General features: G+C 56.9%; 18 protein-coding genes and 4 pseudogenes. 10 read left to right on the top strand and 12 right to left on the bottom strand.

The features are described 5' to 3' along the window. Positions 1-246 precede the first annotated feature (246 nt). Positions 247-2409 (top strand): TonB-dependent receptor, encoded by a 2163-nt coding sequence (locus ACK8OE_RS20140; protein ID WP_410274109.1) that lies wholly within the window; start codon positions 247-249, stop codon positions 2407-2409. Between the two features lie 162 nt (positions 2410-2571). Further along, positions 2572-2953 (top strand): annotated as a pseudogene (locus tag ACK8OE_RS20135) (IS630 family transposase); the annotation flags it as partial. A 238-nt stretch (positions 2954-3191) separates the two neighbouring features. On the opposite strand, the gene ACK8OE_RS20130 reads toward ACK8OE_RS20135, so the two are convergent. The 3 genes from ACK8OE_RS20130 to ACK8OE_RS20120 form a co-directional block, all read right to left on the bottom strand. Next, on the bottom strand, positions 3192-3536 hold the full coding sequence (locus tag ACK8OE_RS20130) for a hypothetical protein (RefSeq protein ID WP_410274108.1): 345 nt from the start codon (positions 3534-3536) through the stop codon (positions 3192-3194). 150 nt (positions 3537-3686) lie between these two features. After that, the gene (locus tag ACK8OE_RS20125) at positions 3687-3857 is read right to left on the bottom strand and encodes a hypothetical protein (RefSeq protein ID WP_410274107.1); all 171 of its coding nucleotides are present in this window, start codon (positions 3855-3857) and stop codon (positions 3687-3689) included. Positions 3858-3927: 70 nt separating this feature from the next. Further along, positions 3928-4281, bottom strand: coding sequence for a phasin family protein (locus ACK8OE_RS20120; protein WP_410274110.1), 354 nt, complete (start codon positions 4279-4281; stop codon positions 3928-3930). Between the two features lie 165 nt (positions 4282-4446). Between ACK8OE_RS20120 and ACK8OE_RS20115 the strand changes: the two genes are divergently transcribed. Next, the gene (locus ACK8OE_RS20115; RefSeq protein ID WP_410274106.1) at positions 4447-4731 is read left to right on the top strand and encodes a hypothetical protein; all 285 of its coding nucleotides are present in this window, start codon (positions 4447-4449) and stop codon (positions 4729-4731) included. A 43-nt stretch (positions 4732-4774) separates the two neighbouring features. Here ACK8OE_RS20115 and ACK8OE_RS20110 read toward each other — a convergent pair. Further along, positions 4775-5146 (bottom strand): annotated as a pseudogene (locus tag ACK8OE_RS20110) (Tn3 family transposase); the annotation flags it as partial. On the opposite strand from ACK8OE_RS20110, the pseudogene ACK8OE_RS20105 reads away from it, so the two are divergent. From ACK8OE_RS20105 to ACK8OE_RS20095, 3 genes and pseudogenes are all read left to right on the top strand, one after another. Then, positions 5083-5544, top strand: a pseudogene (locus ACK8OE_RS20105) (IS5 family transposase); the annotation flags it as partial. The pseudogenes ACK8OE_RS20110 and ACK8OE_RS20105 sit on opposite strands and share 64 nt — an antisense overlap. A 271-nt stretch (positions 5545-5815) precedes the next feature. Continuing rightward, entirely contained in the window at positions 5816-6595 is a 780-nt protein-coding gene (locus tag ACK8OE_RS20100) for a hypothetical protein (RefSeq protein WP_410274105.1), read from the top strand. A 180-nt stretch (positions 6596-6775) separates the two neighbouring features. Next, positions 6776-7165, top strand: coding sequence for a DUF4158 domain-containing protein (locus tag ACK8OE_RS20095; RefSeq protein ID WP_410274104.1), 390 nt, complete (start codon positions 6776-6778; stop codon positions 7163-7165). A 368-nt stretch (positions 7166-7533) separates the two neighbouring features. Here the strand turns inward: ACK8OE_RS20095 and ACK8OE_RS20090 are convergent, their stop codons facing one another. From ACK8OE_RS20090 to ACK8OE_RS20065, 6 genes are all read right to left on the bottom strand, one after another. Continuing rightward, the gene (locus tag ACK8OE_RS20090; RefSeq protein ID WP_410274103.1) at positions 7534-7704 is read right to left on the bottom strand and encodes a hypothetical protein; all 171 of its coding nucleotides are present in this window, start codon (positions 7702-7704) and stop codon (positions 7534-7536) included. A gap of 222 nt (positions 7705-7926) precedes the next feature. Next, a complete protein-coding gene (locus tag ACK8OE_RS20085; protein WP_410274102.1) occupies positions 7927-8526 on the bottom strand; it encodes an outer membrane protein in 600 nt (199 codons plus the stop codon). Between the two features lie 287 nt (positions 8527-8813). Beyond that, positions 8814-9347, bottom strand: coding sequence for a TetR/AcrR family transcriptional regulator (locus tag ACK8OE_RS20080; RefSeq protein WP_410274101.1), 534 nt, complete (start codon positions 9345-9347; stop codon positions 8814-8816). Positions 9348-9349: 2 nt separating this feature from the next. Then, positions 9350-10756 (bottom strand): efflux transporter outer membrane subunit, encoded by a 1407-nt coding sequence (locus ACK8OE_RS20075; protein ID WP_410274100.1) that lies wholly within the window; start codon positions 10754-10756, stop codon positions 9350-9352. Next, a complete protein-coding gene (locus tag ACK8OE_RS20070) occupies positions 10749-13889 on the bottom strand; it encodes a multidrug efflux RND transporter permease subunit (RefSeq protein ID WP_410274099.1) in 3141 nt (1046 codons plus the stop codon). Before ACK8OE_RS20070 ends, ACK8OE_RS20075 begins: the two co-directional genes overlap by 8 nt. A gap of 9 nt (positions 13890-13898) precedes the next feature. After that, positions 13899-15038, bottom strand: coding sequence for an efflux RND transporter periplasmic adaptor subunit (locus tag ACK8OE_RS20065; RefSeq protein ID WP_410274098.1), 1140 nt, complete (start codon positions 15036-15038; stop codon positions 13899-13901). 157 nt (positions 15039-15195) lie between these two features. Here ACK8OE_RS20065 and ACK8OE_RS20060 point away from each other — a divergent pair, with 157 nt between their 5' ends. Both ACK8OE_RS20060 and ACK8OE_RS20055 read left to right on the top strand, forming a co-directional pair. Beyond that, positions 15196-15888, top strand: coding sequence for a response regulator (locus ACK8OE_RS20060; protein ID WP_410274097.1), 693 nt, complete (start codon positions 15196-15198; stop codon positions 15886-15888). Then, the gene (locus ACK8OE_RS20055; RefSeq protein ID WP_410274096.1) at positions 15885-16973 is read left to right on the top strand and encodes an ATP-binding protein; all 1089 of its coding nucleotides are present in this window, start codon (positions 15885-15887) and stop codon (positions 16971-16973) included. The genes ACK8OE_RS20060 and ACK8OE_RS20055 overlap by 4 nt, the downstream gene beginning before the upstream one ends. Before the next feature lie 21 nt (positions 16974-16994). On the opposite strand, the gene ACK8OE_RS20050 is transcribed toward ACK8OE_RS20055, so the two are convergent. Both ACK8OE_RS20050 and ACK8OE_RS20045 read right to left on the bottom strand, forming a co-directional pair. Continuing rightward, complete coding sequence (locus ACK8OE_RS20050; protein WP_410274095.1) at positions 16995-18257, bottom strand: MFS transporter; 1263 nt, start codon at positions 18255-18257, stop codon at positions 16995-16997. A 144-nt stretch (positions 18258-18401) separates the two neighbouring features. Next, complete coding sequence (locus tag ACK8OE_RS20045) at positions 18402-19577, bottom strand: alpha/beta hydrolase (protein WP_410274094.1); 1176 nt, start codon at positions 19575-19577, stop codon at positions 18402-18404. A 688-nt stretch (positions 19578-20265) separates the two neighbouring features. On the opposite strand from ACK8OE_RS20045, the pseudogene ACK8OE_RS20040 reads away from it, so the two are divergent. Further along, a pseudogene (locus ACK8OE_RS20040) lies at positions 20266-22437 on the top strand (Tn3 family transposase); the annotation flags it as partial. Continuing rightward, positions 22373-22987 (top strand): Tn3 family transposase (locus ACK8OE_RS20035; RefSeq protein ID WP_410274093.1); only part of this gene is annotated, 615 nt, incomplete at its 3' end. The pseudogene ACK8OE_RS20040 and the gene ACK8OE_RS20035, both read left to right, overlap by 65 nt.

The raw sequence follows: 22987 nt of genomic DNA, 5'->3' as shown, positions 1-22987 counted from the left end.
TTAGCTTATTTCTTTAGCCGCTGAAACACTGAGTGGGATCGATTAAGAGACCAAAGGCCACATTCCGTCATCCCGGTTTGGCCCAAGTCTAGGCCCCCGAGAAATTCCAGAAAAATCCAAGAAATCCGCCGCATCGTTCTTGCGTCTCATTATCAGAAATGATACGCAGCCGTCGTTATTGCGACACATTTGCGGAATGCGCCTTGCATCATCAGCGCATTCACTTAAGAACAAAGGATATCGATAATGCAGACATTCATGCGCGGCCGCGTTTTGCTGGTGGCGGGCCTGCTGTCCGGAACGGCGCTCGCTCTCGTTCATACCGCCGCCGCCGCGGAGGATGTGGAAGCGACTACCGTTATCGTTACAGGTGAACGAGCGGGCTACAATCCCAAGGCCAGCGTCACCGCCACCAAGACTTACACCAGCCTGAGCAACGTCCCTCAGGCGGTCACGGTGATCGGCGAGAAGCAGATCAACGATCAGGCAATCCAGTCGATGGCCGAAGCCGTCCGCTACGTGCCGGGTTTCGGTGCAACCCAGGGCGAAGGCAACCGCGACGGACTGGTGTTCCGCGGCAATTCGTCAACGGCGGATCTGTTCGTCGACGGCATGCGCGACGATGTGCAATATTACCGTGACACCTATAATATCGAGCGCATCGAAGCTTTTAAGGGCCCCAACGCCATGATCTTCGGCCGGGGCAGCCCCGGCGGCCTGATCAACCGGGTCACCAAGGTCGCCGATTTCACGGAAACCGGCCGGCTAAACCTCCAGGCTGGGTCTTACGACAAGAAGCGGGTCACCGTAGATATGGGCCGCAATCTGGCGGCGGAGGCCTCCTTCCGCGTCACCGGCCTGTGGGAAGACTCCGGCAGCTACCGTGATGGCGTGAATTATCAGCGTCAGGGGATCAATCCTACCCTCGCCTTCCGGGCAGGAGACGAGACGCTGATCACACTGGGCTATGAGTTCTACAAGGATGAGCGCATCGCCGACCGTGGCATTCCCAGCTACAGCGTTGCCAGCGGCGGCACCCGCCATCCGGTCGAAACTGACGCCTCAACCTTCTTCGGCAATCCGTCCCTTAGCCCGACCTGGTCCGAAGTTAACGCCTTCCAGGCCTTTGTCGAGCACCGCTTCAAAACCGGCGTCACCCTGCGTAACCGCTTTCGACTGGCCAATTACGACAAGTTCTATCAGAACGTCTTCCCAGGCAACGTGAATGCAGCTGGCACGACGGTCGGCATCAGCGCCTATAACAACCTTACCAAGCGCGAAAACGTCTTCAACCAGACCGATTTGGTCTTCAGCGCCCGTACCGGCGGCATCGCCCATACCCTGCTGGCCGGTGTGGAAATCGGTCGCCAGGAAACCGACAACCTGCGCAAGACGGGCTATTTCACCCTGCCCGACGGCGCCTGCCTGAACGGAAGCACGACGACCAATTGCATTGTTAGCCTTTCCGCGCCGACCCTTTCGGTGCCGATGACCTTCACGCAATCCGCTTCGGACGCGAAGAACACAGGGGTCAACACCTTCACCGCCGTCTATGTCCAGGATCAGATCGTCTTCAACGATCAATGGCAGGCGGTCGCTGGCATCCGTTTCGACCGCTTCGAGGCGGAGGTCACCAATCTGCGGGCCACGACGCCGGAAACCCGCGATCTGTCTTCACAGGACGATTTGATTTCGCCAAGACTAGGCCTGATCTATAAGCCGGCTGAAAATCTGTCGCTTTATGCCAGCTACGGCGTGACCTACCTGCCGCGTTCGGGCGAACAACTGGCCTCGCTTAGCGTCAGCAACCAGGCGCTGGATCCAGAAGAATTCCACAATTACGAGATCGGTGCCAAGTGGGACGTTAATCCCGCCCTGAGTTTCACGGCCGCCGCCTACCGGCTGAACCGCGGCAATTCGGCGGTCACCGACCCCAATGACAGCACCAAACTGGTCTTGCTGCCGGGAGATGCGCAACGCATGGAGGGCGTGGAGCTATCACTGGCAGGGCAGGTCACGTCTGCGTGGCAGGTCATTGCCGGCTATGCCTGGCAGGACGCCCGCACGGTCCAGGCCGTCGGCTCGACGCCTGCAGGCCGCATTTTGCCGCAGACGCCAGATAACAGCTTCAGCCTTTGGAATCGCTATGATTTCACGCCGAAACTGGGCGCGGCCTTAGGCGTGCTCTACCGTGACAAGTCCTATGCCTCGATCAGCAACGACGTGACCCTGGACAGCTACACCCGGGTTGACGGCGCGCTTTACTACACGCTTTCGCAGAAACTGCTGCTTCAACTGAACGTCGAGAACCTGTTCGATATCGACTATTATCCGAACGCCCACAGCGACAGCAACATCACACCGGGTGCGCCACGCAGCGCCTATGTGACTTTGAGCGTCAAGTACTGACGCGCAGAGGCCACTCATTCGGTTGCCGTGGGGCAGGCCAGAATCTCCCCACTGCGCAGCGGCCGTCGCGCCTCTGGCAGGGAACAGAGTGAACGTGCCATGGCAGGGGAGGGGGCACGGGCTGCATTCAATCGCGCACCGTCAAGCGTTACTAAGTGATGGCAGCGCTACAAGGCGAAGGGGAGTGTGTGTGTGTGTTCGGGCCAGATGGGCGGTCACAAGCCCCGGGGGGTTGGTCGGGCAAACCGCGACTGGCTTCTGGAGTGCACGCGAAGTGATTCTACGCTGATGGGGCTTGTCGGGAACTGGCGGAGCGTGGGGTGAAGGTTGACTATCGCTCGGTCTGGAACTTTGTGCACGACGATGGTCTGAGCGTCAAAAAAGCATTCTGCCGACCGAACAGGATCGGCCTCTGATCCAGCGCCGACGTCGGCAATGGAAGATGTATCAGGGGCGTCTTGACCCAAGTCGCCTTGTTTTTATTGATGAGACCTGGGCCAAAACTAACATGGCACCTTTGCGGGGTTGGTACCGGAAAGGCCAAAGCACCGTTGGGACTGTCGATGCACTGGGCGCGCTGATCGATCCGGATATCTTTGCGAACTGCTTCTACGACAAGGGGCGAGCATAGAGTGATCTGGAAAATGTAACCGTCTTTCGGATCGCCACCTCCGAACCCGAATGGCTTGGTCTGAGCAACCTGTTTAGGGAAGAACATCGGCGTCTGCCCTGACACCGGCGCACGCAACCGCTTCAGATTTGGTCAGGCTTTACACATAGGGTCACCTCTGGTGCTCGAACAGCCCCCATTGAACCGCAACCCGCGCAATCAAATTGTCAATCCTCGCGGCGGCATGGCGACGATGGAGGCCTGCATCATCGGGATCAAGGTCAGGTAGTAGAGAGCGCTCTCGTGCGTAATCCCGGGCACATGACCAGACATTTTCAAGCAATAATTTCTTCTCATCAGTCAAGACAGTCATAAGGTTTAGCATTGCATGTATCAATGCCTCATTGGCGATCAGCCAACTCGCATGACTGTCAGCTATTTCCTCGGATTTGTCATCGCTAAGGTTGACCAGGGCTTCAAGTTCATCAACGCGTTCCGAAAGACTGTCTTCGTCCATGCAAACCTCCGGCGAATTCATCGTAGGCCGATGATATTTATGTAACGTTAATGAGCACCAACCCGCAATACAATTAGACCAGACACCATCGCGCCACCTGCTGGCCGTCCGGTCCGGTGCGTGGAAGATAGACCGGAAGTATCTTACACTTTACTGAGGATGTGTGGTTTTTAGCTCGCACCTCATGCGGTTGCGAATAGCGTACATGTCATCGCGGACGGTTTCTGGAACGACATGATCGCTGCGCATGAGCAATGCGACGAGTGGATCCATCAAAAGGTCATCCAGGTCGAATTCATAGATGAGCACGGGCTTGGTCATCCGTCCATCTCCTCTACACAGGACTCGTCCCTACGACCCTTCAAGAACCGCTTTTGGGTGACTGAGAGGCCTATTGCGGTTCCACGTCCCGTTCGCGCGTATCGGATGTGGCCTTGATGCTGGCTTCGATTCCAATCCGCATTGGCTCGTACATGGCCGACATCGATTTCACGAACACATCATTCATGTTCCAGACATCTCTCATATAATCGCCTACGTTGTCATTGAAGAGACGGGTCTGCTTGTCGATCAGGTCGCTGAAGTTCTGTGCGGTGGATACCGCCTTAATTTGCTCAGTGGCTCGTCCAATTGCACTGGCTGTGAAAGATATGCTCGCCAAGCCCATTCTTTCAGTCTGAACAGCCGTGACGTCGAGACACTTCGCCATCGCGTGTATCGCTTCGCTGGCTGCAGATTCCGGGATGATCGCGCGCAGGATTCCGACATGATGGCGCGCAGCATTCCGAGATGATGGCGCGCACCGATTCCGACATTATCCCGCGCAGTTGTGGGCTGAGGTTGGCAGCGTCCGTTGGTGGTTAATTCGCTCCTTTTGCAGGAGCGGATGATGCCCACGGAGAGAGTAGCCATGCGACGCGTGCGCGAGATTTTGCAGCTTAAGTTTGAAGCCCATCTGAGCGGCCGCGAAGTTGCGCGTCGATCAGGAATGGGAGAGACAACCGTCAGGGAAATGCTGAAGCGGTTCGAAGCCACGGGACTGGAGTGGCCGCTGTCGGCGTCGGTGACGGATGCGGAACTGGAACAGCGGCTTTACGGCAGGGCCGCGACGCGGCAAGGGCAGCGTCGGCGCTCGGAACCTGACTGGGCGGCGATCCACCGGGAGCTCAAGAAGAAGCATGTCGGCCCGAACTAACCAAACGTTCAAATCTGTAGCATAAGCAGACAAAAGGTGAACATCACGCCGCCGGCTTGATGATACGTGCCCGAGATTGCAGGGTCCTCAACGGACGCAGTTCACCCACGGGACGGGCCAGTTCCTTCTCACTGGCCCAGATATAGTCGCCGGTGAGATTAATGTGCTCCCAGCCAAGCGGCGAGAGGTGGGACAGCATGGCGTCATCGACAATCTCACCATGCGCCCACAGCTCCGCGACAGCCTTTTCCAGATACCTTGTGTTCCAGAGGATAATGGCCGTCACGAGAAGATTAAGCCCGAAGGCGCGATGCTGTTGATTTTCATAGGTGCGGTCGCGGATTTCGCCGAGGCGGTGAAGGAAGACCGCGCGCGCAAGGCTGTTTCTGGCTTGCCCTTGTTGAGCTCCTGCGTGGTTTGGCGCCGCAACTGGATGCCGTCGTCGATGCCGAAGGGCGACCTATCGCCCTCGAACTGACTGCCGGACAGGCTCATGATAGCCAAATGGCTTTGACCATGCTGAGCGCCATGAGGGAAGGCACCATTGTGCTGGGCGACAAAGCTTACGACACAAACGCCTTGCGTACTGCCGCCAGCGAAAAGAAGGCCTGGGCCAATATCCCGGCTAAGAGCAATCGAAAGGACAGTTTTGCCTTCAGTGGCTGGGTCTATAGGCAAAGAAATCTGGTCGAACGCTTCTTCAATAAGCTCAAGCAGTTCCGGGGAATTGCCACGCGGTATGACAAAAATCCCCTCAACTTCCTTGCCGCTGTCAAGATTTCAGCCTCTCGCATCTGGATCAGAGCGTTATGAGTCTACGGCCTAGTTTTGTAATTGAATGGCAATGCGTCACCTGTTATGGGTGAATGGAAATTATGCATATAAAACGCGTTCGCAATTGTCATTCTGGGTTGGCTACGAGGTGCCGCGGTCTCATTGTACCTGGCAGGTAGGTGTCTGCGGGGATTATGCCAATTCGAATGGCTCTAGCAAAAGCTCACGAAACTCTCGGTCGGCATTCTCGCGCGGTCGTAGCGCGATGAACTGAAGCGCCGTAAATGTCCACGGTTTTGGGGTTGGTGACTTGGAAACGCAAAACTCAAAATGGCTGAAAGGTCTCTTGATAGTCGCAGCGCTGCATGCTTTTGCGGCGTGCTCGGGACCTTTGCAAGGACGGGAATACATCACCGGCAAGACCGTATCAGGTGCTGAGGTCAAGCGAGGCACGGTTTGCTCTGGCGGACAACTGTATCAGATCCCTATTTACGAATTCGGTCTCTACGATAGCTATCCTACTGCGAACCGCTTTGTTCGAACGTTCTGGTATGCGGCTGATATGGACACTGGCCAAATCCTGAATGCCTCTGCGGAGTCGGAGAAGATGATTCTTGTTGCCGCCATCGGTAACGAGAGCCGGATAGATGACGCCTACACTGATCAGGATCTGAGCGCGGGCAAGTGTGCCCGCCCAACCCAAGCCGCCGCATTTTTCAAGACGAACGAAAATATTCCCGATCTACAGTCTAATGCGGCAGCGGACCAATATCTTTATAACGGATGCACCAATCCACCAGAAGGTCACGTATTCTGCAACGTTTTAGGTTGGGAGACGGTAGACGAAAGAAGAGTCTACTTCAACTGCCAGTTCTTTATTACACAAAGAACTGGCAACAATCCCTGTCGCTATACCGCCGATACCAAAATTGGCACGCACCTCGTCACGCTGTACTATCCCAAAGGCGGCGCCTCTGGAGACGAGGGCAATTTCACATTCGATGTCCAGCGCATTGAAGAGGGGGCGGCCAAGGTTGCCCAAATCATCACCACAATCGATGGGTCGTACAGACCAGCTCATAAAAACTAGGCCGTAGACTGAGGTGATGGGGTGGACGGCTCCCGCTCTCGGCATCTAGGCCTAACTACACCGTCGCTGCGAAAATGGCCAAGTTAAAGAACGTATGGTGAACAAAATCGTTGCCATTGACTGTTGTGCAATAAGGGCGCAAGCTCCTCCCGGAACCAATCCTAATCCTCCGAGGCAAGCATGTCATCTGCGTGGAGCTTATCTCTAGAGGAGTTGGAACTCGCCAATACGAAGCCTGCCGCGCAGCGGTTGGGTTTCGCAATCCAACTCAAGGTTTACGGGCTGCACAGGCGATTTTTCGAAACTGTGCGCGAAATACCGGTCGAAACCATTGAGGTGATTGCTGCGGTGTATGGGCGCCCAATAACCGACGCCTTGGGATATGAGTGGGAAGGGCGGACAGGGCGCCGCCGCCGTGAAGAGATAAGCTCCGCGCAGATGACATGCTTGCCTCGAGGGTGCCGGATTGGTTCCGGGAGGAGCTTGCGCCCTTATTGCACAACAGTCAATGGCAACGATTTTGTTCACCATCCGTTGTTTGACTTGGCGATTTTCGCAGCGACGGTGTAGTTAGGCCTTATCGAGCCATTGGCGTAAGGCCCTGACAGGGCAGGTGGCTTCATGCCGACCATAGACAATCACAACCTCGGCGCCTTTGCCTTCCTTGTCAGTTTTGGATTTCTCAAGCAGGCCTCTGAACAATAAACGGGCACAGGATTTCGCCAGAACCGAAAACCTATTTTTGAAGACCGAAGTGACGAAATGGAAGAGCGCAAACGGGCGAAGGTCGAACAATTAGTCAATAAATACAATTGTTTGTAAATTTTCGCATAAGAAACCTTATGGGAAATGCTGCCAGTTCTCACCCTTTTCTGAAGCGCGTTGAGAATCGTGCCTCCACATTCTCAAAGATTAGTCACAACGCGAATTGCGAGCGTTTACAACAGCTCCTGTCCACATGTCTGTTTTTTGAGAAAATTGAGCTGAGCAGTTGCCGCGGTCATGCTGGTCAATAGCTGTTCGACGATGCGATCATGCTCGAGTTCTTCCTCTCTGGCCCCGCCTACTGGCACCGAGTCAAAACATTCATTCGAGGCTGGCTGCATCATAAGAACTTCTTCAAGATTGCCGCGATTTGCACACGCTTTATCTAGGAAGATTAGCAGGGCTGTCCGGAGTTTCAAGAGCATCCATTTTTAATGGTCTGTAAGCGGCATTGTAATGCCGCGGATCCATGGGTGAACAAAAATCGAACAGTGTGCAAGCGCTGCGCGCCGCCTTCAATCGTATAGTACGCGCCCCTGAGGCGAAACACCCCAGGGGCGTGGTCCCTAAAACTTGTAGGCAACCGACACAGTGATGTCTTCCGACTTTAGGTCGTTCTTGCCATTGCGGCGAAGATACTCGCCCCGCAGCGAAACGTGATCGTTAAACGCGTACTCAGCACCTACGCCGTACACGGGCCGGGTCTCTGTCTTCTTGCTGCTCAGCAAGCGCGTTGTACCATTGAACGCTTCGCGTTCAACCTTGTAACGGGACACCCCGGCGCGCCCGTAGAGAAGCAGATTGTCCGTGGCGAGTACACCGGCGCGCGCCGTCAAGTCGACCGTTTTACCGATCTCCGCTTTGTAAGACACAGCATTGGTGCGAATGGCGAGGTCGCGGTTTTTCAAGCCGACATTGAGTTCGCCGCCGATCACGAAACGGTCTGAGATCGTCTTGTCGAACCCGGCAAAAATCTGGGGGCTCGTTTCGCGCTTGCTTTTATCCGCTCGAACGTTCAGGCCCGGAAGGCGGTCGTCCACAGAAAGGTTCTTGGAACCGACACCTGCGCCGACATGTATGCCGTCAAATGCGTCGGCGAATGCGGCGGGGCTGGCAGAAGCAAGGGCTGCCACAGCGGCAATGGTGACCATCAATTTCTTAGTCATGGGATTATCTCTCAGTCAGTATCACGCCACTGTTTGGCGTTGAAATAAACTAAGAGATGAACGTCGAACAGCCATGGAGACATTGTGAAGATCCTGTGCAGCCGGTCCCATCTCTTCACTTATGACCGAACTCTCGGTCTAATGACAGGAATACACTTAGATTCTTCTTGGCTACTGCAATATAGTGGCTGTCCCCGCCAGATTGGGGGCGGTCTAGACGGGGACAGCCGTTGCTGCGTTCTCTCCCTCGCAGCAACCTCGCAGCCCTTCCCAGTGACCTGATCAGCCTAGGGATGGGTGGTTTGGATCTCTGATATAGTCAAGGCATTGAAGCAGTAACCATCAATTACCACTCCAAGTAACCGGGATAACCGAACGGCCTCTTGAGGTGCACAATCGGGCACGGCGTTGACAATCATTTCAAACAACTTCTTCTGGCGGGACACCAAAAAGTCATTTAGTATTTTGCCGACCTCCTCGCATCTTTCGGCTGATGCGCGAATATCGAAATAAAGCGTGTCCGTCCGCGAATTGACATGAGTCCGATCGGTCAAACGGTTCAGGCATCCATCGGCACAGGTCTCCAAGTGATCAAGCAGACCGTCCAAATACCGCTCGGAGACGGCGGCTATGATGGCCTTTTTATCGCGGAAGTACCGATATAGAAGGCTTTGAGGCAACTGGGCCTCATCGGCTATCATCTGCGTAGATGCGCCGTCGAATCCCGCCCGCCGAAAGCACCGTGTTGCGGCATCCACGATCAGGTCAGATTGTGTCCGCCTTCGCATCGCCACCTTTTCACTTTTCGCCGGACGGGCCATATTCAACGCTCTCTCTGCTCGACGTTCGGAGCGCCCCCGCCAAGCGCCCGATACAAGGCAATGGCAGCCATGTACTCTTGTTGCTTCATTTGTAGTAATGACTGGTGCGACGCATAATCGGAACGTTGCGCATCCAGCAGTTCAAGACGGCTATCGAAGCCGGCTTTATAGCGTTCTTTCGAGAGCCGTAGTCGCAGGGTGGACGCGTCGACGGCTAACTGCTGGGCGGTTATTTGGTTTGCGTATGTCGCGCGCGCGGCCAAACCGTCTGAAACTTCCTTGAACGCAACGGCGACAGTCTTCTCGTACGTGACGACAGCGGACGACTGCCTCACGCTCGCGAGCCGAAGCTCACCCTTCAACGCCCCGCCTCGAAACAGGGGTACACTGATCTGGGGCGTAAAAGACCAGACGCGTTGATTGCCGGAAAATAACTTATCCAGGTCCGTGCTACCGACGCCATAATTCCCAGTCAATGTAATCTGGGGAAAGAACGCGGCGCGTGCCGCGTAGACGTCAGCATTCGCAGCTTGCAGGAGACGTTCTGCCTGGCGAATATCCGGTCGGTTGGTGAGCAAGTCTGAGGGTAACCCGACGGGCAACTGGGTCTGAATTCCGAGGCGCATAAACTCCTGAGCCTTGGGCAAGTCGGGTGGGAACGCCCCGCCGACAACCAGTTGAAGCGCCCCATTTGCTTGTGCAACGCCGCGACGAGCAGCCTCCAGATCGCTCTCTGCTTGCCGCACCAGCCCTTCACTTTGTGACAGCTCAAGTCTACCCACCTGCCCGGCGGCGTGGAGGGTCCGAGTGAGCTCATAAGACTGCCGCCAGTCCCCTAACGTTGCTTCCGTTATAGTCAGCTGAGCCTGCGCGGCGCTTTCGTTGATATAGGCTTCGGCAACGGCACTGATGAGCGCGATTTGTGCAGCGGCCCTGCCCTCCTCGGTAGCCAGGTAGCGCTCAAACGATGCTGACGACTGGGCGCGCAGCCTCCCAAACAGGTCAAGTTCGAAGGCTGACAAGTTGACAGACGCGCCGTTTTGTTCCTGCTCCGTCAGTTGGCCCGAGAACGGATCAGGGGCCCTCGACCGTGTCTGCGAAACGCTAGCATCCAAACTGGGAAAGCCTGCGGACCTTGTTATGCGGTGCTGCGCGCGAGCTTCCTCGACATTGAGCAACGCCAGCCGAAGGTCGTGGTTCTGGTGCACGGCGTGTTCGATGAGCGCCTGCAAGCGGGCGTCATTGAAGATCGCGCGCCAATCGGCGTCGGCAGCATTTCCGGTGTCAATGTCAAGGCGCTGGCTGTAAGTCGTCGGTAACGAGACTGCCGGAGTGAGTGCCTGCGGATTGGCAGCGCAGCCCGCCAACAGAAGTGCAACGAGAGAGGTGTTCAGTAGAATATTACGCATGTTCCTGATCTCCGGAACTTACATCTTGATTTGGTGAAGGCTTGGGCTTGCGCTTGAACTTCTCGGCAATTCCGACAACGACCACGTAGAAGACGGGCACAAGGATTACCGCGAGCACGGTAGCCGTGATCATTCCGCCGAATACCCCTGTGCCGATTGCGTGCTGGGTTTCGGCACTGGCGCCCTTTGCGATCATCAGGGGAACAACGCCCAAGGTGAACGCCAGACTGGTCATGATGATCGGCCTGAGGCGAAGCTTGGAAGCCTTGATCGCCGCATCCATCAAACTCATGCCCTGCTCCCGGAAGGCTTTGGCAAACTCGACAATCAGGATGGCGTTCTTTGCAGATAGCCCGATGATCGTGATCATACCCACCTTAAAGAAGACGTCGTTAGGCAAACCGCGCAGAAGGACGGCAGCGACGGCACCAATCAAACCCAGGGGGACAACTAGAAGGACCGATAATGGAATTGACCAGCTCTCGTAAAGCGCAGCGAGCACGAGGAACACGACCACCATCGACAAAGCGAGCAGAGCGGGCGCTTCATTGCCTGAAAGCTTTTCCTGCAACGATTGCCCTGTCCAATCCAGCGTGAACCCGGGAGGCAGCTGCTTTGCCAAAGCCTCCATCTCTTCCATGGCCTGGCCACTGGAGACGCCCCAGTTGTTGAAGCCCGAAATACGAACCGACGGATAGCCATTGTACCGGATGAGCTGCAACGCCGATTTTGCGAACTTGGGCGTCACTACGGCAGACAGCGGAACCATCGACCCGGATTCATTTCGGACATGGAGATTGAGAACGTCCGTGAGTTGCATCCGGAAGGGCGCGTCAGCTTGCACAACCACTTGCTGGAGACGACCGTTGTTCGGGAAATCGTTCACGTAGGCCGACCCCAACGCGGTGGACAGTGTATCCGATATGGTCGAGAACGATACACCCAGCGCCTCAGCCTTCTCTCTGTCAATCTCTAGATCTATAACCGTTCCGGCCGGCAACCCTTCCGGATAGACATACACGACTTTCTCGCTTTTGGCCGCAAGCGCCAGCAGCTTGTCCTGCGCCTCCATGAGTGCGGCAAAGCCTTGGCCGGAACGGTCCTGTAGTCGGACTGAAAAGCCGGAAGAATTGCCAAGAGCATCGATTGCGGGCGGCAACATGGACATAACCGTGCCCTCACTCGCCCCAGCCATCACCTTTCCTGCCTCTGTGGACTCTGCTTGCGCAGTGCCCTTACGGTCCTCAAAATCCTTGAGGACGGTGAAGGCCATGGCGGAGTTTGGCCCGGAGCCGGAGAAGCTGAAACCGAGAATTGACGTATTGGTTTTTACATCTTCACGGCCACCGATGTGCTTTTCGAACATTTTAACCGTGTCCAGCGTTCGGGCTTCCGTAGCGTCGGATGGGAGCTGAAACGAGGTGATGAAGTACCCTTGATCTTCTTCCGGCAAGAAGGCGCTCGGAAGAATGGTGAAGGACAGGCCTAACAAGCCACAGATGATCAGAAAGGTCGCCATGGCCGCGCGGCTGTGCCGCAGCGTTTTTCCAACGAAGCTCTCGTAGCCATTGGTCATTCGCGAGAAGCCGCGATTGAACCAGCCAAAGAAGCCCTTTTTCTCGTGATGCCCGGCAATGGGCTTCAGGAGCGTTGCGCACAGCGCGGGCGTGAGGCTCAAAGCAAGGAAAGCGGAGAACAGAATTGAGACGGCCATCGACACGGTGAACTGCCGGTAGATGGCCCCCACCGAGCCGCTGGCCAAAGCCATGGGGAGAAATACCGCCGTGAGCACGAGCGTGATCCCGATGACTGCGCCGGTGATCTCACGCATGGCTTTTTGGGTGGCCTCCTTAGGCCCCAGTCCCTCTTCTGCCATGATACGTTCAACATTCTCCACGACGACGATGGCATCGTCGACGATGATACCCACGGCGAGGACCATCCCGAACATGGTGAGCACATTCACCGAGAACCCGGCCATCAGCATCACCGCAAAGGTGCCCAGCAAGGCGATAGGCGCAACGATGGCCGGAATGAGCGTATATCGAACGTTTTGAAGGAAGAGGAACATCACGAGAAAGACAAGGACCATTGCCTCGACCAGCGTGTGCACCACTTTCTCAATCGAAATTTTGACAAAGGGGGCGGTGTTGAACGGAACCGAGTAGGTCATGCCCTTGGGAAGGTTCACAGCGAGCTCATCCAGCCTCTGCGCGACCTTGTCAGCCGTCGAGACCGCATTGGCGCCCGGTGCAAGTTGCAAGGCCAGCGTCGCCGCCGCCTTCCCATCCTGTCTGGACGAGAAATTGAAAGACTGAGCGCCAAACTCGACCCGTGCGACGTCTGCTAGAACGACCTTCGATCCGTTGGCATTTGCCTTCAGAACAATCCGCTCAAACTGACCAGTCGTTTCGAGCTGACCGTGCGCCACCAACGGGATCGTCACGCGTTGATCCGCGCGCGTGGGAGCTCCGCCGATCGCGCCTGGAGCAATCTGCAGGTTCTGCGCGGCGATAGCGGAGGTGACGTCGGAGATTGTGAGGCCATATCCGGTAAGTTTGTTCGGGTCGACCCAGACGCGCATAGCCCGTTCAGACCCGAAATTCTGCACCCGACCCACGCCCGGAATGCGCTTGAGCTCCTCGACCAGGTTACGGGTAGCGTAGTCGCTCAAAGCCACTTCATCATAACGCCCGCCCTCAGACTGCAGGCTGACCATCATCAGGAAGCCGGACGAGGCGGCTTCAACGGCCAAGCCGTTCTGGCGAACGACCTGGGGAAGACGCGGCTCAACAGTTTTGATGCGGTTCTGGACGTCAACCTGAGCCAGCTCCGGGTTCGTTCCAGGTTGGAAGGTCGCCGTGATCGTCGCTGTCCCGGACGTATCCATCGAGGACTCGAAATAGAGGAGGTTCTTGACGCTCGAAAGTTCGCGCTCAATCAACCCCACCACGGAATCGTTCATGGTTTGCGGGGTGGCACCTGGATAAGTCGCGTAGATGCTGATGCTTGGCGGTGCGACGGACGGGAAGCGCTCAACGGGAAGCTTGGGGATTGAAAGCACACCCGCCAGGATGATCGCAATGGCGACCACCCAAGCGAAAATGGGGCGGTTTATGAAAAACTGGGGCATGTTCGTCTCTTACTTCTCGGCCGATTTTGGCTGCCAGGGGATGGCCTTGACTTCCGCGCCCGGCGTGACGCGATCCATGCCTTCGACAACGACCTCATCGCCGGCCTTCAGGCCTTCGAGGACGATGTATTCTCCATCTACGACGTCGCTCACCTTGACCTGACGTTGGACCGCACTTTTTTTGCCGTCGACGACAGTCACGTAACCGTTCCCGCCCGCGTCGTGCTGGACGGCCTGTTGAGGCACGCGTATTGCGTTTCGTTCGGTTGCACGAGGCAGACGTGCGCGCACGAACATGCCCGGCAGGAGCGCTTGTTCAGGATTGTCGACAAGAATGCGGGCTATGGCATCGCCCGTTTGAGGGTCGACACTTATGTCTGAAAACAAAAGCTTCGCTTTCACGGCATAGGGTTGTCCATCGGCATCGAGTATTTCCAAAGGCGCACCGTCAGCACTTGACCCGCTCTTCGTGGCCGCTCGGAGTGCCTGCAGCCTCGCCATGGGCTGACGGACGTCGACATAAACCTGATCGATCTGCTGAACCGTCGCCATCGCTTTGGCGTCGCTCATGCCGACGAGTGCCCCCTCTGTGACATTTGCCGCGCCGATAAGGCCAGAGATAGGTGACGTGACCCCGGCGAACCGAAGGTCGAGCTGGCGACGTTGCAGCGTCGCTCGAGCCTGGGTCAAATCGGCTTCAGCCTCGTCCCGCGCCGCCACAGCATTGTCGTAGGTTTGTCGGCTGACCGCTTCACTTTCGGCCAAGGGCTTGAGGCGCGAGACCTGGAGCTGCGCATTTTTGTAGGTCGCCTCAGCGCGCTTGAGCGCGGCCTGCGCGGTCGCGACTTCCGCCTTAAAGGTAGAGGGGTCGATCTGGAAAAGTAGCTGACCCGCGTTCACCTTTGAGCCTTGCGTGAATGTCGTTTTCAGCACAATGCCACTGACCTGCGGTCGAATTTCCGCTGTCTTCACCGCAACAACGCGTCCCTGAAGCTCATCGCTCAGTGTCGCCGCGCCTTCCACGACCTTTAGTACGCGAACCTGCGCCGGCCCGGGCGGCGGTTCCGATGGCATCTCACCGCACGCGGACAAGAGGGCCGCAACAGCAACAGCAGTCACGAACATCTTGTTTGGCATTCGTCCAAACATCTCAATCTCCAAACAACAGACCCACTTCGGGCTTTTGCGGGTCCATATCTCGCAAGCGTCGAGGTTGTGTGGAGGAAATGTGGAGATATGGTGGAGCTTGGATAACGTCGTGTCGTAATTGTGGTACTGCCCTCGCGGAGAGATTATAATTCAGCTCATGAACGCACTTATACTTATTGTAGAGGATGAAGCCGAAATCGCGGAAGTCCTCGCGGCTTATCTTGATCGTGAAGGATTCCGGACGGTTCGCGCTTCGGATGGTCTTACGGCTCTGGACTTCCATTTGGCACTCAAGCCAGACCTGGTTTTACTCGATGTTAAGCTTCCCAAGCTCGACGGATGGGGCGTTCTCGCTGAACTCCGTCGACGGGGATCGACTCCGGTGGTGATGACTACGGCTCTCGATCAGGATCTGGACAAGCTGCAGGCTCTGCGCATCGGCGCAGACGACTACGTCGTAAAGCCTTTCAACCCCGTTGAAGTCGTGGCACGCGTGCATGCGGTATTGCGCAGGGCCGGCGACCTTGGGAAACAGGGCCTGTTGAGGACCAACGGACTTGAAATCGATCTCGAAGGCCATACGGTCGGCGTGCGGGTGGCTGACGGCGCGGAGACGCAACTGAATCTCACATTGACTGAGTTCCGTCTGCTCGTGCACATGGCCCGCAATCCAACGCGCGTGTTCTCACGAAGTGAATTGGTCGATGCCTGCCTGCCGGGCGGGGATGCGTTGGAGCGCACGGTCGATAGTCACCTGAGCAATCTTAGACGTAAACTTGACATGGCGGGAGCCTTGGGAATGGTGAACAACATTCGGGGCGTTGGCTATAGATTGGCACCAAGAGCATGAAGACCACCAAAAGTCTCGCCAACCAGATCGTTGGATCAACCGTTCTGGTTACGGTTTCGATGCTTTTGGTTTCAATCCTTGGCGTCTACTTTTTCTACGCGGTGGCACTCACGATTGCACCTCATCTTGTCGATATGACGGCCACCGTCCCTAGCAGCCTGGATTTTCTATTACTCCTCGGATTCTGTCTGCTTGGGTTGACGGTTGCCATGTTTGTGTCGGCCCGTCTTGCGCGTCGGATCGTTCTTCCCCTGAACTCGGTCGCGGACGGGGCCCAGCGCGTTGCCAGCGGCGATCTGACAGCCCGCGCCGTCCCGGGTGATCGGACACTCGGCGAAACTGCGGCGCTGGTCGACAATTTCAATGCGCTCGCTGAACGCTTGCAGAAGGCATCTGACGATCTGACACTGTGGAACAGTCTTATTGCACATGAGTTGCGCACCCCGGTCACAATTCTGATGGGACGTTTACAGGGGCTACGCGATGGCGTCTTCGCGCCCGATCCCGAGTTGTTCCATAGCCTTCACAAGCAAGCTGAGGGGCTCGCGCGTCTTATTGAGGATTTGCGGACGGTCAGTTTGTTTTATGGCGGCAGTTTGCGGCTCAATCGTCAGCCGACCGATCTGGCGGCCGAGATGCAAAGCCTCGCACTCTTCCTCGAATCCAGGGTCGTTGAGGCTGGTTTCTGGCTTGATTTAGACCTGCAGCGGTGCATCGCCGAAGTCGACGCAGCCCGCATCCGCCAGGGCATGCTGGCGCTCATCGATAATGCTTTGAAGTATGCCGATCCCTGCACCTTGCGCTTAAGGCTATCGGCGAGCGAAGAGGCTATCCGTATATCAGTAACCGATCAGGGACCGGGCATGGATGACGCGCTGGCCGAAATTGCCTTCGAAGCCTATCAGCGCGGCCAACCCGATCAGGACACCACGAGAGGCATGGGCATCGGGCTCTCTGCTGTCCGTGCCATCGGCGAGGCGCACGGGGGCACCGCCTCCTATTCAAAAGATCCATCTGGCCATACGTTCTCGTTGATCATACCTCACGGCCGTCCCCTCAGCGAGCCTGCGGCTGTACGTCTGTGATGCGAATGGCGTCTCGGAGGGTCACCGAGACTGTTCCACGCGTCGAATTATCGGAGACAGAAACCCAAGAAGAGTCACAACTCCCCCTAAGATGCCCAGAGTAACGAACAACCATCTGATACCGAGAACCTCTCCGAGCGGAGTCGCCAGCGCCAGTCCGACAGGTGCGGCCAACCCCATGATCGTGGACAAAAGAGACAGGACCCGGCCTTGGAGTTGGTTCGGTACCAGAGACTGTAGGAGCGCCATGAAAGGCGCATTACCCGCAATATAAGCTACGCCGCTTAGTGCCCACCACGCAATCGCCAATGCGAACATCTTGGCGGGAGCTAGCGCCATCAAGGCCAGACTCAGGCATGAAATAGCGAAACCTCCCAATATCCACATCACCCGCTTTTTCGGCGAGACCACTGTAACCAGCAGTCCACCGGCGATCATACCGATGCCGCCGATGCTTTCGATCCAGGCGACCTCAACGGCGCCGCCGTTGAAATGCTGCTTCACGAGAAGGGGAACTAGGGTGAATGAGGGCATGATGATCAGAACGACGGCGCCGATCAGGCCGTAGAGACGAAGGAGTGCCGGGTTGTTCCACACCACCCTAACGCCTTCCAGAAACTCTTGCCAAAGACCACCGGCCTTGTCTGGGGCCGCCTTAATCTGAGGTATGCTATAGACAAGAAGCGGCAGGATACCGATCACCGCAGTCAGGACGTCAATACCCAGCGCGTAGCCAATTGGCATAACACTAATTGCCAACGCGCCTAGAGGTGCTGCGGCTACCGTCATGATGCCGGCAAGTGTTTGATTAAGCCCCGCCGCCCGAGACAAGAAGCTCTCCGGAACGAGCATCGCAGTGCTGGCGGCGGCCGCCGGCTGTTGAAACGCCTGCATTGAGCTGCGTACGAACATCATTGTGTAGAGGTGCCAGAGTTCCACGGCATTGGTCAGGAACAAAGCGATCAGAACTAGCATGCAAAGAGCGCTTACAGCGTCGGCTGCAATCATAATCACTCGACGATCCCAGCGATCGGCCAGCGTCCCACCCAATGGGCCTAACAGCGCCTGGGGCAATAAAGCCACCATTCCGGCGGCTGCCAGCGCGGAGACGCTGCCTGTCGTGTCGGTGATCCACCAGAGAAGCACAAACTGGGTAAGGGCCGAGCCGACCAGCGAGAACGCCTGGCCTGTGAATACCGCCCAATATCGTCGCTGCCAGTTTGGACCTGGGTCGTGCGGAGGGACAATCCCAGATGATGTCGATGTCAGGTTTGCGACGTCCATGAGTTCACTACGATATAGACGTCCGGGCGTAGGTGCATGTTGCCAAAATGGCAGCGATCCCGGACAAAGCCCCGATAGTGGCGCGATAGAGTGGAGATTCCGTTGAAATTCGATGGAGATTTGGCGGACAAGTGGGGGATTTGATTACTTACTGCGATCAATCGCGGCTTTCACTTGGTTGCGGGCGTCATCGACGGTTTCGACTGCGGCTTTGGTGCCGCCTACAATCAGCACGCCAAGGCGCTCGAGCAGGCCCGCGTCGTTGTCTGACAAGGGTTGGCCGTTTAAGAGATTTCTGCCAAGTACGCCGACGATTTCCGGGCTCTCGGCGAACTTGCGGTGGTTGAGGACGGCGTCGGTTTCGATCGACGAAACGTCTATGACCCGGACAACCGACTGCCGAGACAGTTCGGCATATTCAGCCTCTTTAAGGTCGATGCGTCCCATTCTATCGACATTACCCCCCAACCACCTGGCGGCGCGCAGCGCCAGATCATCTTTTGAGATGAGAATCGTGAAATCGATCCCGCTTGTTTCCAGGCTGGTGAATTGTTCGCCGAACACATAAATGTCGATGTCGGGTGACGCGAGCACGACCGTTCGAACCTTCGCCGGTACCGTTCCGTGCTTGAGCGCCAAAGTTCGCAAGGATTCCATGGTCAACCATCCGCCCATCGAATGCGACAGGATGGTTATCTGGGTCACTTCGGGCACGGCGGAAATATCTTCAATCGCCTCGCTCAGAGCGGTGCGGGCGTAAATGGCACTTTCGCGATCATAGTTATAAGCCAAAAGCTTACCCCGCGAGGGCCAGGAAAACAGAACCGGCATCGCCTTCACCCCAGTGTCGGTTACGAGCTGCGAGAGCAGAAAGATACCAGGGTCGAACCTCGTATTGTAACCATGTACAAAAAGGAAAACGTGGCCTGATTGCTGTTGCGGGTGGCGGAGGAACCATTGCTCTAGGTCGCCTTTATCGAGCTCGGACATGCCAACGCGGTGGAACACCTTTTCATCGTTTGCTTTTGACGATGTGGACCATTTAAGCTGTCCAGGTCTGCGATTGGCTCGCGGCGGAACTGAAACCGTCACCCCCACCAGATGGGTCTCGACATCCCTCTCTCCCGAAAAGCTGGTGCTAGGGGGATCGTCCCTTTTTCGGTTCGTGGCGACCAGAATTTCGGCGCGGGTCGCGATAAACGCACCCGTCAGATGGGCTTCGTTCGGGGACACGGCTTTGATGGAAGCGCAGGCTGACATCAGGAGGCACGGAAGCATTAGACCGAGAAAAGTTATGAGTTGCATCGAGTTCTTTTGCATGCTCTTCCCGGTGAATCTTAGCGGCGTTCTGCCGTGGGCTTGGTGCCAGCTACCCTTGGATCGGATAAGTGACAACGGAAACGAACCCTACTTGAACTGTGAAAGATGGCGCCTGCCCAGTGGTCGTGCCGAAACTGACCGTTGTCATGCTCCCGGACCTAGCATAGCGTTCGAAGGTTAGGATTAGGTGGAGATTGTGCGGAGAAAAAATGGACACCGACACCGATTTCTGAACCTGCCCGAGCGCTATGTACATCCCGCCGGCGCGGAGTCTTCCTTCGATGGACCATTCATAGGAGCCCGAGTTTAGAGCCGCGTCCCGGCGGGGGTGACTTTTTGCCAAACACCTGGCGTCAGGTCTGACAAGATGTAACGCCGCAGCAGGTCCCATAACCCATGGGACGACAAACGAAGTTTGAATTGTGTCGCTCCTTGGGAGATCAGCACCGATGCAGAGTAAGATCGGCTCCGCCATTCTTGCGCTCGATGGGCCAGCCTCCTTCAACGCCGACAACCCAGTTGACATAGTGCATTGCCTCACGCCGAGACCCTCTCCTAAAGCACCCGCCGACAGCCTACCGGCCCAACCGGGGCGAGCAAGCGAAGTACATCGGGCCTGATTTCCTGACGCAGTGCGGCGGAAGCTTGTGTTGCTGCTTTCTTATCTCCGCTGCGGAGGGTTCCGACAATGCCCAGAAAATCCATCCTCACGGCCAGAGAGCGAGCGGGATTGCTCTCACATCCCATCCATGAACCCTTACTGATCGAGCACTGGACGCTTCATCCGAAGGACCTCGTCCTGATCAACACGCGCCGAAAGGCTGAGACTCGCTTTGCGCTCGCTCTACAACTCTGCTCCCTGCGTTACCCCGGTCGACTTATTGCCGCCGGGGACACAATCCCGGTGGAAGCCGCGCGGTTCCTTGCCGAGCAGTTAGCGACCCGCTCGGACGTGTTGCTGGACGCCTGCAAACGGGCGGCGACACGCTCGGAGCATCTGGACGTCCTGAGGCGAGCGTACGGCTTTCAGGAAATGACCCAGCCCCATCGGGCCGAGCTATTGAACTGGGTGCGAGGCATGGCAATTGCCACACCCAAGGCGCGCCCCCTGGTATTCTCACTGGCAGAGGAAATGCGGCGGCGGCGGATCATCATACCGGGCATTAGCGTATTGGAAAGGTTGGTGGCGCAAGCCCTTCATAAAGCGGAGAGCCATCTCTACGACGGCGTTCACGCCTCCCTTACAGATCTCTCCAAAGGTGCACTCGATGCGCTGGTCTCAGACAAACCGGTACACGGGCGATTGCATCAGATTTCATGGCTACGCGAACCGCCGGGACCACAAGGCAGCCGGACAATGTTTGGGATCACTCAGCGTTTAGATCTCATTCGGAAGATCGACATGACTCCTAAGATCGCGGAACTGATTGGTATGGACCGCCGTGTCAATCTGGCGGCCGAAGGCAAACGTCTGACCGCCCAGAACTACAGGCAAATGAATGCGCCGCGACGCTACACAACACTCGCAGCCACAGTTTTTGAGCTGGGACTGGACCTGACAGATCAGGCAATAAACATGTTCGAGGCTTTGATCGCCCGCTCTGTACGCCGGGCCCACCGTCGGCGCGAGGAGTGCGCCCGGCAGGAGGCGGCGAATAGTCAGGACGCTTTGGCCTTCCTGCGAAATCTGACAGCCCTAATTGTAGATGCTCATGACGCCGGTCAAGCGCTTGATCCCGCTATCACCGCGTTCACCACATGGGACGAAATCCGCAGCGTTGTCTGCAGTGTTAATCCAACACGCCGGTTGTCTGCCGAGAACAATCTGCTCGTTGACCTACGTCCCGAATATGCCGCCATACGGCGCTATGCGTCGCCTTTTTTAGCCGCCTTCGAGTTCAAGGCATCGGCAGGGTATCAGGGCTTGGTGAAGGCGCTCCTTGGATTGAGCCAGCGGTGGCACCGCAGTCCGGGCCGAATGACTGAAGCGGATTGGGCTGCGCAGTTCCTTCCGTTTGTGCCGTCGCGTGTCCGTCACCAGATTGTGACGGCCGACGGTGGCTCCGATCACAAAATGATGGAAATCCATTTTCTGCTGGAGCTCAAAGCACGCCTCGCGTCGGGTGACGTGACGGTCGTCGGCTCACGGGCCTATAAGACTATTGATACATACCTGCTTCCTCGCGGCCAGTTCGAGTTGATTCAGACGTCCGGCACGTTGCCCATCGCAGTAAACCCGGATTTCTGGAACTATATCGCCGCGCGTAAGGCTGAACTTGAGACATCCTTACAGGCAGCGGCGAAACATCTGGCGTCTAATCGGGGCGATACCCGCATCGGCGCGAAAGGCCTTCGAGTGCCAGCGGTCTTCACTGAGGAAAGCGAGCAAGCTGTGGCCTTTGCCGGCGTATTGTCACGTCATATGCCGACGGTCCGGTTGACAGACCTTTTAATGGACGTAGACCGAATGACAGGATTCACGGAGGCGTTCGAGCATCTCCAGACGGGGCGCCCTTGTACTGACAAGCGCGCCTTGTTCACAGCGCTCATCGCTGAAGCGACCAACTTAGGTCTCAGCAAAATGGCTCAAGCCAGTCCTGGCCGCACGCGCCGACAGTTACAACAAACAGCCATCTGGCACTTCCGTGAGGACACTTTCGCGCTGGCGCTGGCGAAACTCATCGAGGCCCAACATGGAGACGCGTTTGCTACGGTTTTCGGCTCGCCTACGATTTCCTCTTCCGACGGACAGCACATCTTTCTAGGTGCGGCCGCCGAGAACGCCGGGGAAGTAAATGCACATTACGGGCGAGATCCGATCATCAAACTCTACACGGCGATTAGCGGCCGCTATGCGCCCGGCTGTCGAAAGCGCCAAGCGGTCCATTGCCGCGTCGTTCGGCGCCACCCAGCTGTCGGACGTCATCATCGAGGTCGATGCCAGCACGCGTTTCTCTTGGGCGATCCTTGGAAGGGCCCCTCACTCGGAAGACGAACTGATTGCCCTATACGCGGCGCTGTTGGCGCTTGGCTCCGACCTGACCATGGCCGACCTAGTTCGAATGGTGCCGTTCCTTGACGCCGACGTTCTGGGGCGCATGGTTTTGCGACTGGAGTCCGAGCCCCGGCTACGCGCCGCCAATGACGAGGTTGTGCGGTTCATGCGCCAGCATCGGGTTGTCGGCCTTTGGGGGCCCGGCCTTTATGCGTCGGCCGACATGGTGAGCCTCGACGCCACCCGCCGCCTGTGGAATGCGCGTCTGGATCCCCGCCGAAAGGGTCCTGCCATCGGGACATATCCTCATATTCTGGACCAATGGTCGATCTTTTATGACCAGCCGATTGTTCTCAACCGGCGTCAGGCCGGGGCGACCATCGAAGGTGCGCTTCGCCAGACGATCGTCGACAAG

It is taken from the genome of Asticcacaulis sp. W401b (assembly GCF_046503825.1).
Taxonomy (GTDB): domain Bacteria; phylum Pseudomonadota; class Alphaproteobacteria; order Caulobacterales; family Caulobacteraceae; genus Asticcacaulis.
Note: the sequence above shows the minus strand (reverse complement) of the source record. Positions and strands in the feature narration are given on the sequence as shown.

Excerpts from the sequence above, each read along its gene's own strand:
- ACK8OE_RS20130 (WP_410274108.1), bottom strand. The coding sequence starts at position 3,536 with ATGGACGAAGACAGTCTTTCGGAACGCGTTGATGAACTTGAAGCCCTG.
- ACK8OE_RS20115 (WP_410274106.1), top strand. The coding sequence starts at position 4,447 with ATGCGACGCGTGCGCGAGATTTTGCAGCTTAAGTTTGAAGCCCATCTG.
- ACK8OE_RS20090 (WP_410274103.1), bottom strand. The coding sequence starts at position 7,704 with ATGATGCAGCCAGCCTCGAATGAATGTTTTGACTCGGTGCCAGTAGGC.
- ACK8OE_RS20080 (WP_410274101.1), bottom strand. The coding sequence starts at position 9,347 with ATGGCCCGTCCGGCGAAAAGTGAAAAGGTGGCGATGCGAAGGCGGACA.
- ACK8OE_RS20055 (WP_410274096.1), top strand. The coding sequence starts at position 15,885 with ATGAAGACCACCAAAAGTCTCGCCAACCAGATCGTTGGATCAACCGTT.
- ACK8OE_RS20070 (WP_410274099.1), bottom strand. The coding sequence starts at position 13,889 with ATGCCCCAGTTTTTCATAAACCGCCCCATTTTCGCTTGGGTGGTCGCC.
- ACK8OE_RS20095 (WP_410274104.1), top strand. The coding sequence starts at position 6,776 with ATGTCATCTGCGTGGAGCTTATCTCTAGAGGAGTTGGAACTCGCCAAT.
- ACK8OE_RS20045 (WP_410274094.1), bottom strand. The coding sequence starts at position 19,577 with ATGCAAAAGAACTCGATGCAACTCATAACTTTTCTCGGTCTAATGCTT.
- ACK8OE_RS20140 (WP_410274109.1), top strand. The coding sequence starts at position 247 with ATGCAGACATTCATGCGCGGCCGCGTTTTGCTGGTGGCGGGCCTGCTG.
- ACK8OE_RS20060 (WP_410274097.1), top strand. The coding sequence starts at position 15,196 with ATGAACGCACTTATACTTATTGTAGAGGATGAAGCCGAAATCGCGGAA.
- ACK8OE_RS20065 (WP_410274098.1), bottom strand. The coding sequence starts at position 15,038 with ATGTTTGGACGAATGCCAAACAAGATGTTCGTGACTGCTGTTGCTGTT.
- ACK8OE_RS20085 (WP_410274102.1), bottom strand. The coding sequence starts at position 8,526 with ATGACTAAGAAATTGATGGTCACCATTGCCGCTGTGGCAGCCCTTGCT.
- ACK8OE_RS20125 (WP_410274107.1), bottom strand. The coding sequence starts at position 3,857 with ATGACCAAGCCCGTGCTCATCTATGAATTCGACCTGGATGACCTTTTG.
- ACK8OE_RS20075 (WP_410274100.1), bottom strand. The coding sequence starts at position 10,756 with ATGCGTAATATTCTACTGAACACCTCTCTCGTTGCACTTCTGTTGGCG.
- ACK8OE_RS20050 (WP_410274095.1), bottom strand. The coding sequence starts at position 18,257 with ATGGACGTCGCAAACCTGACATCGACATCATCTGGGATTGTCCCTCCG.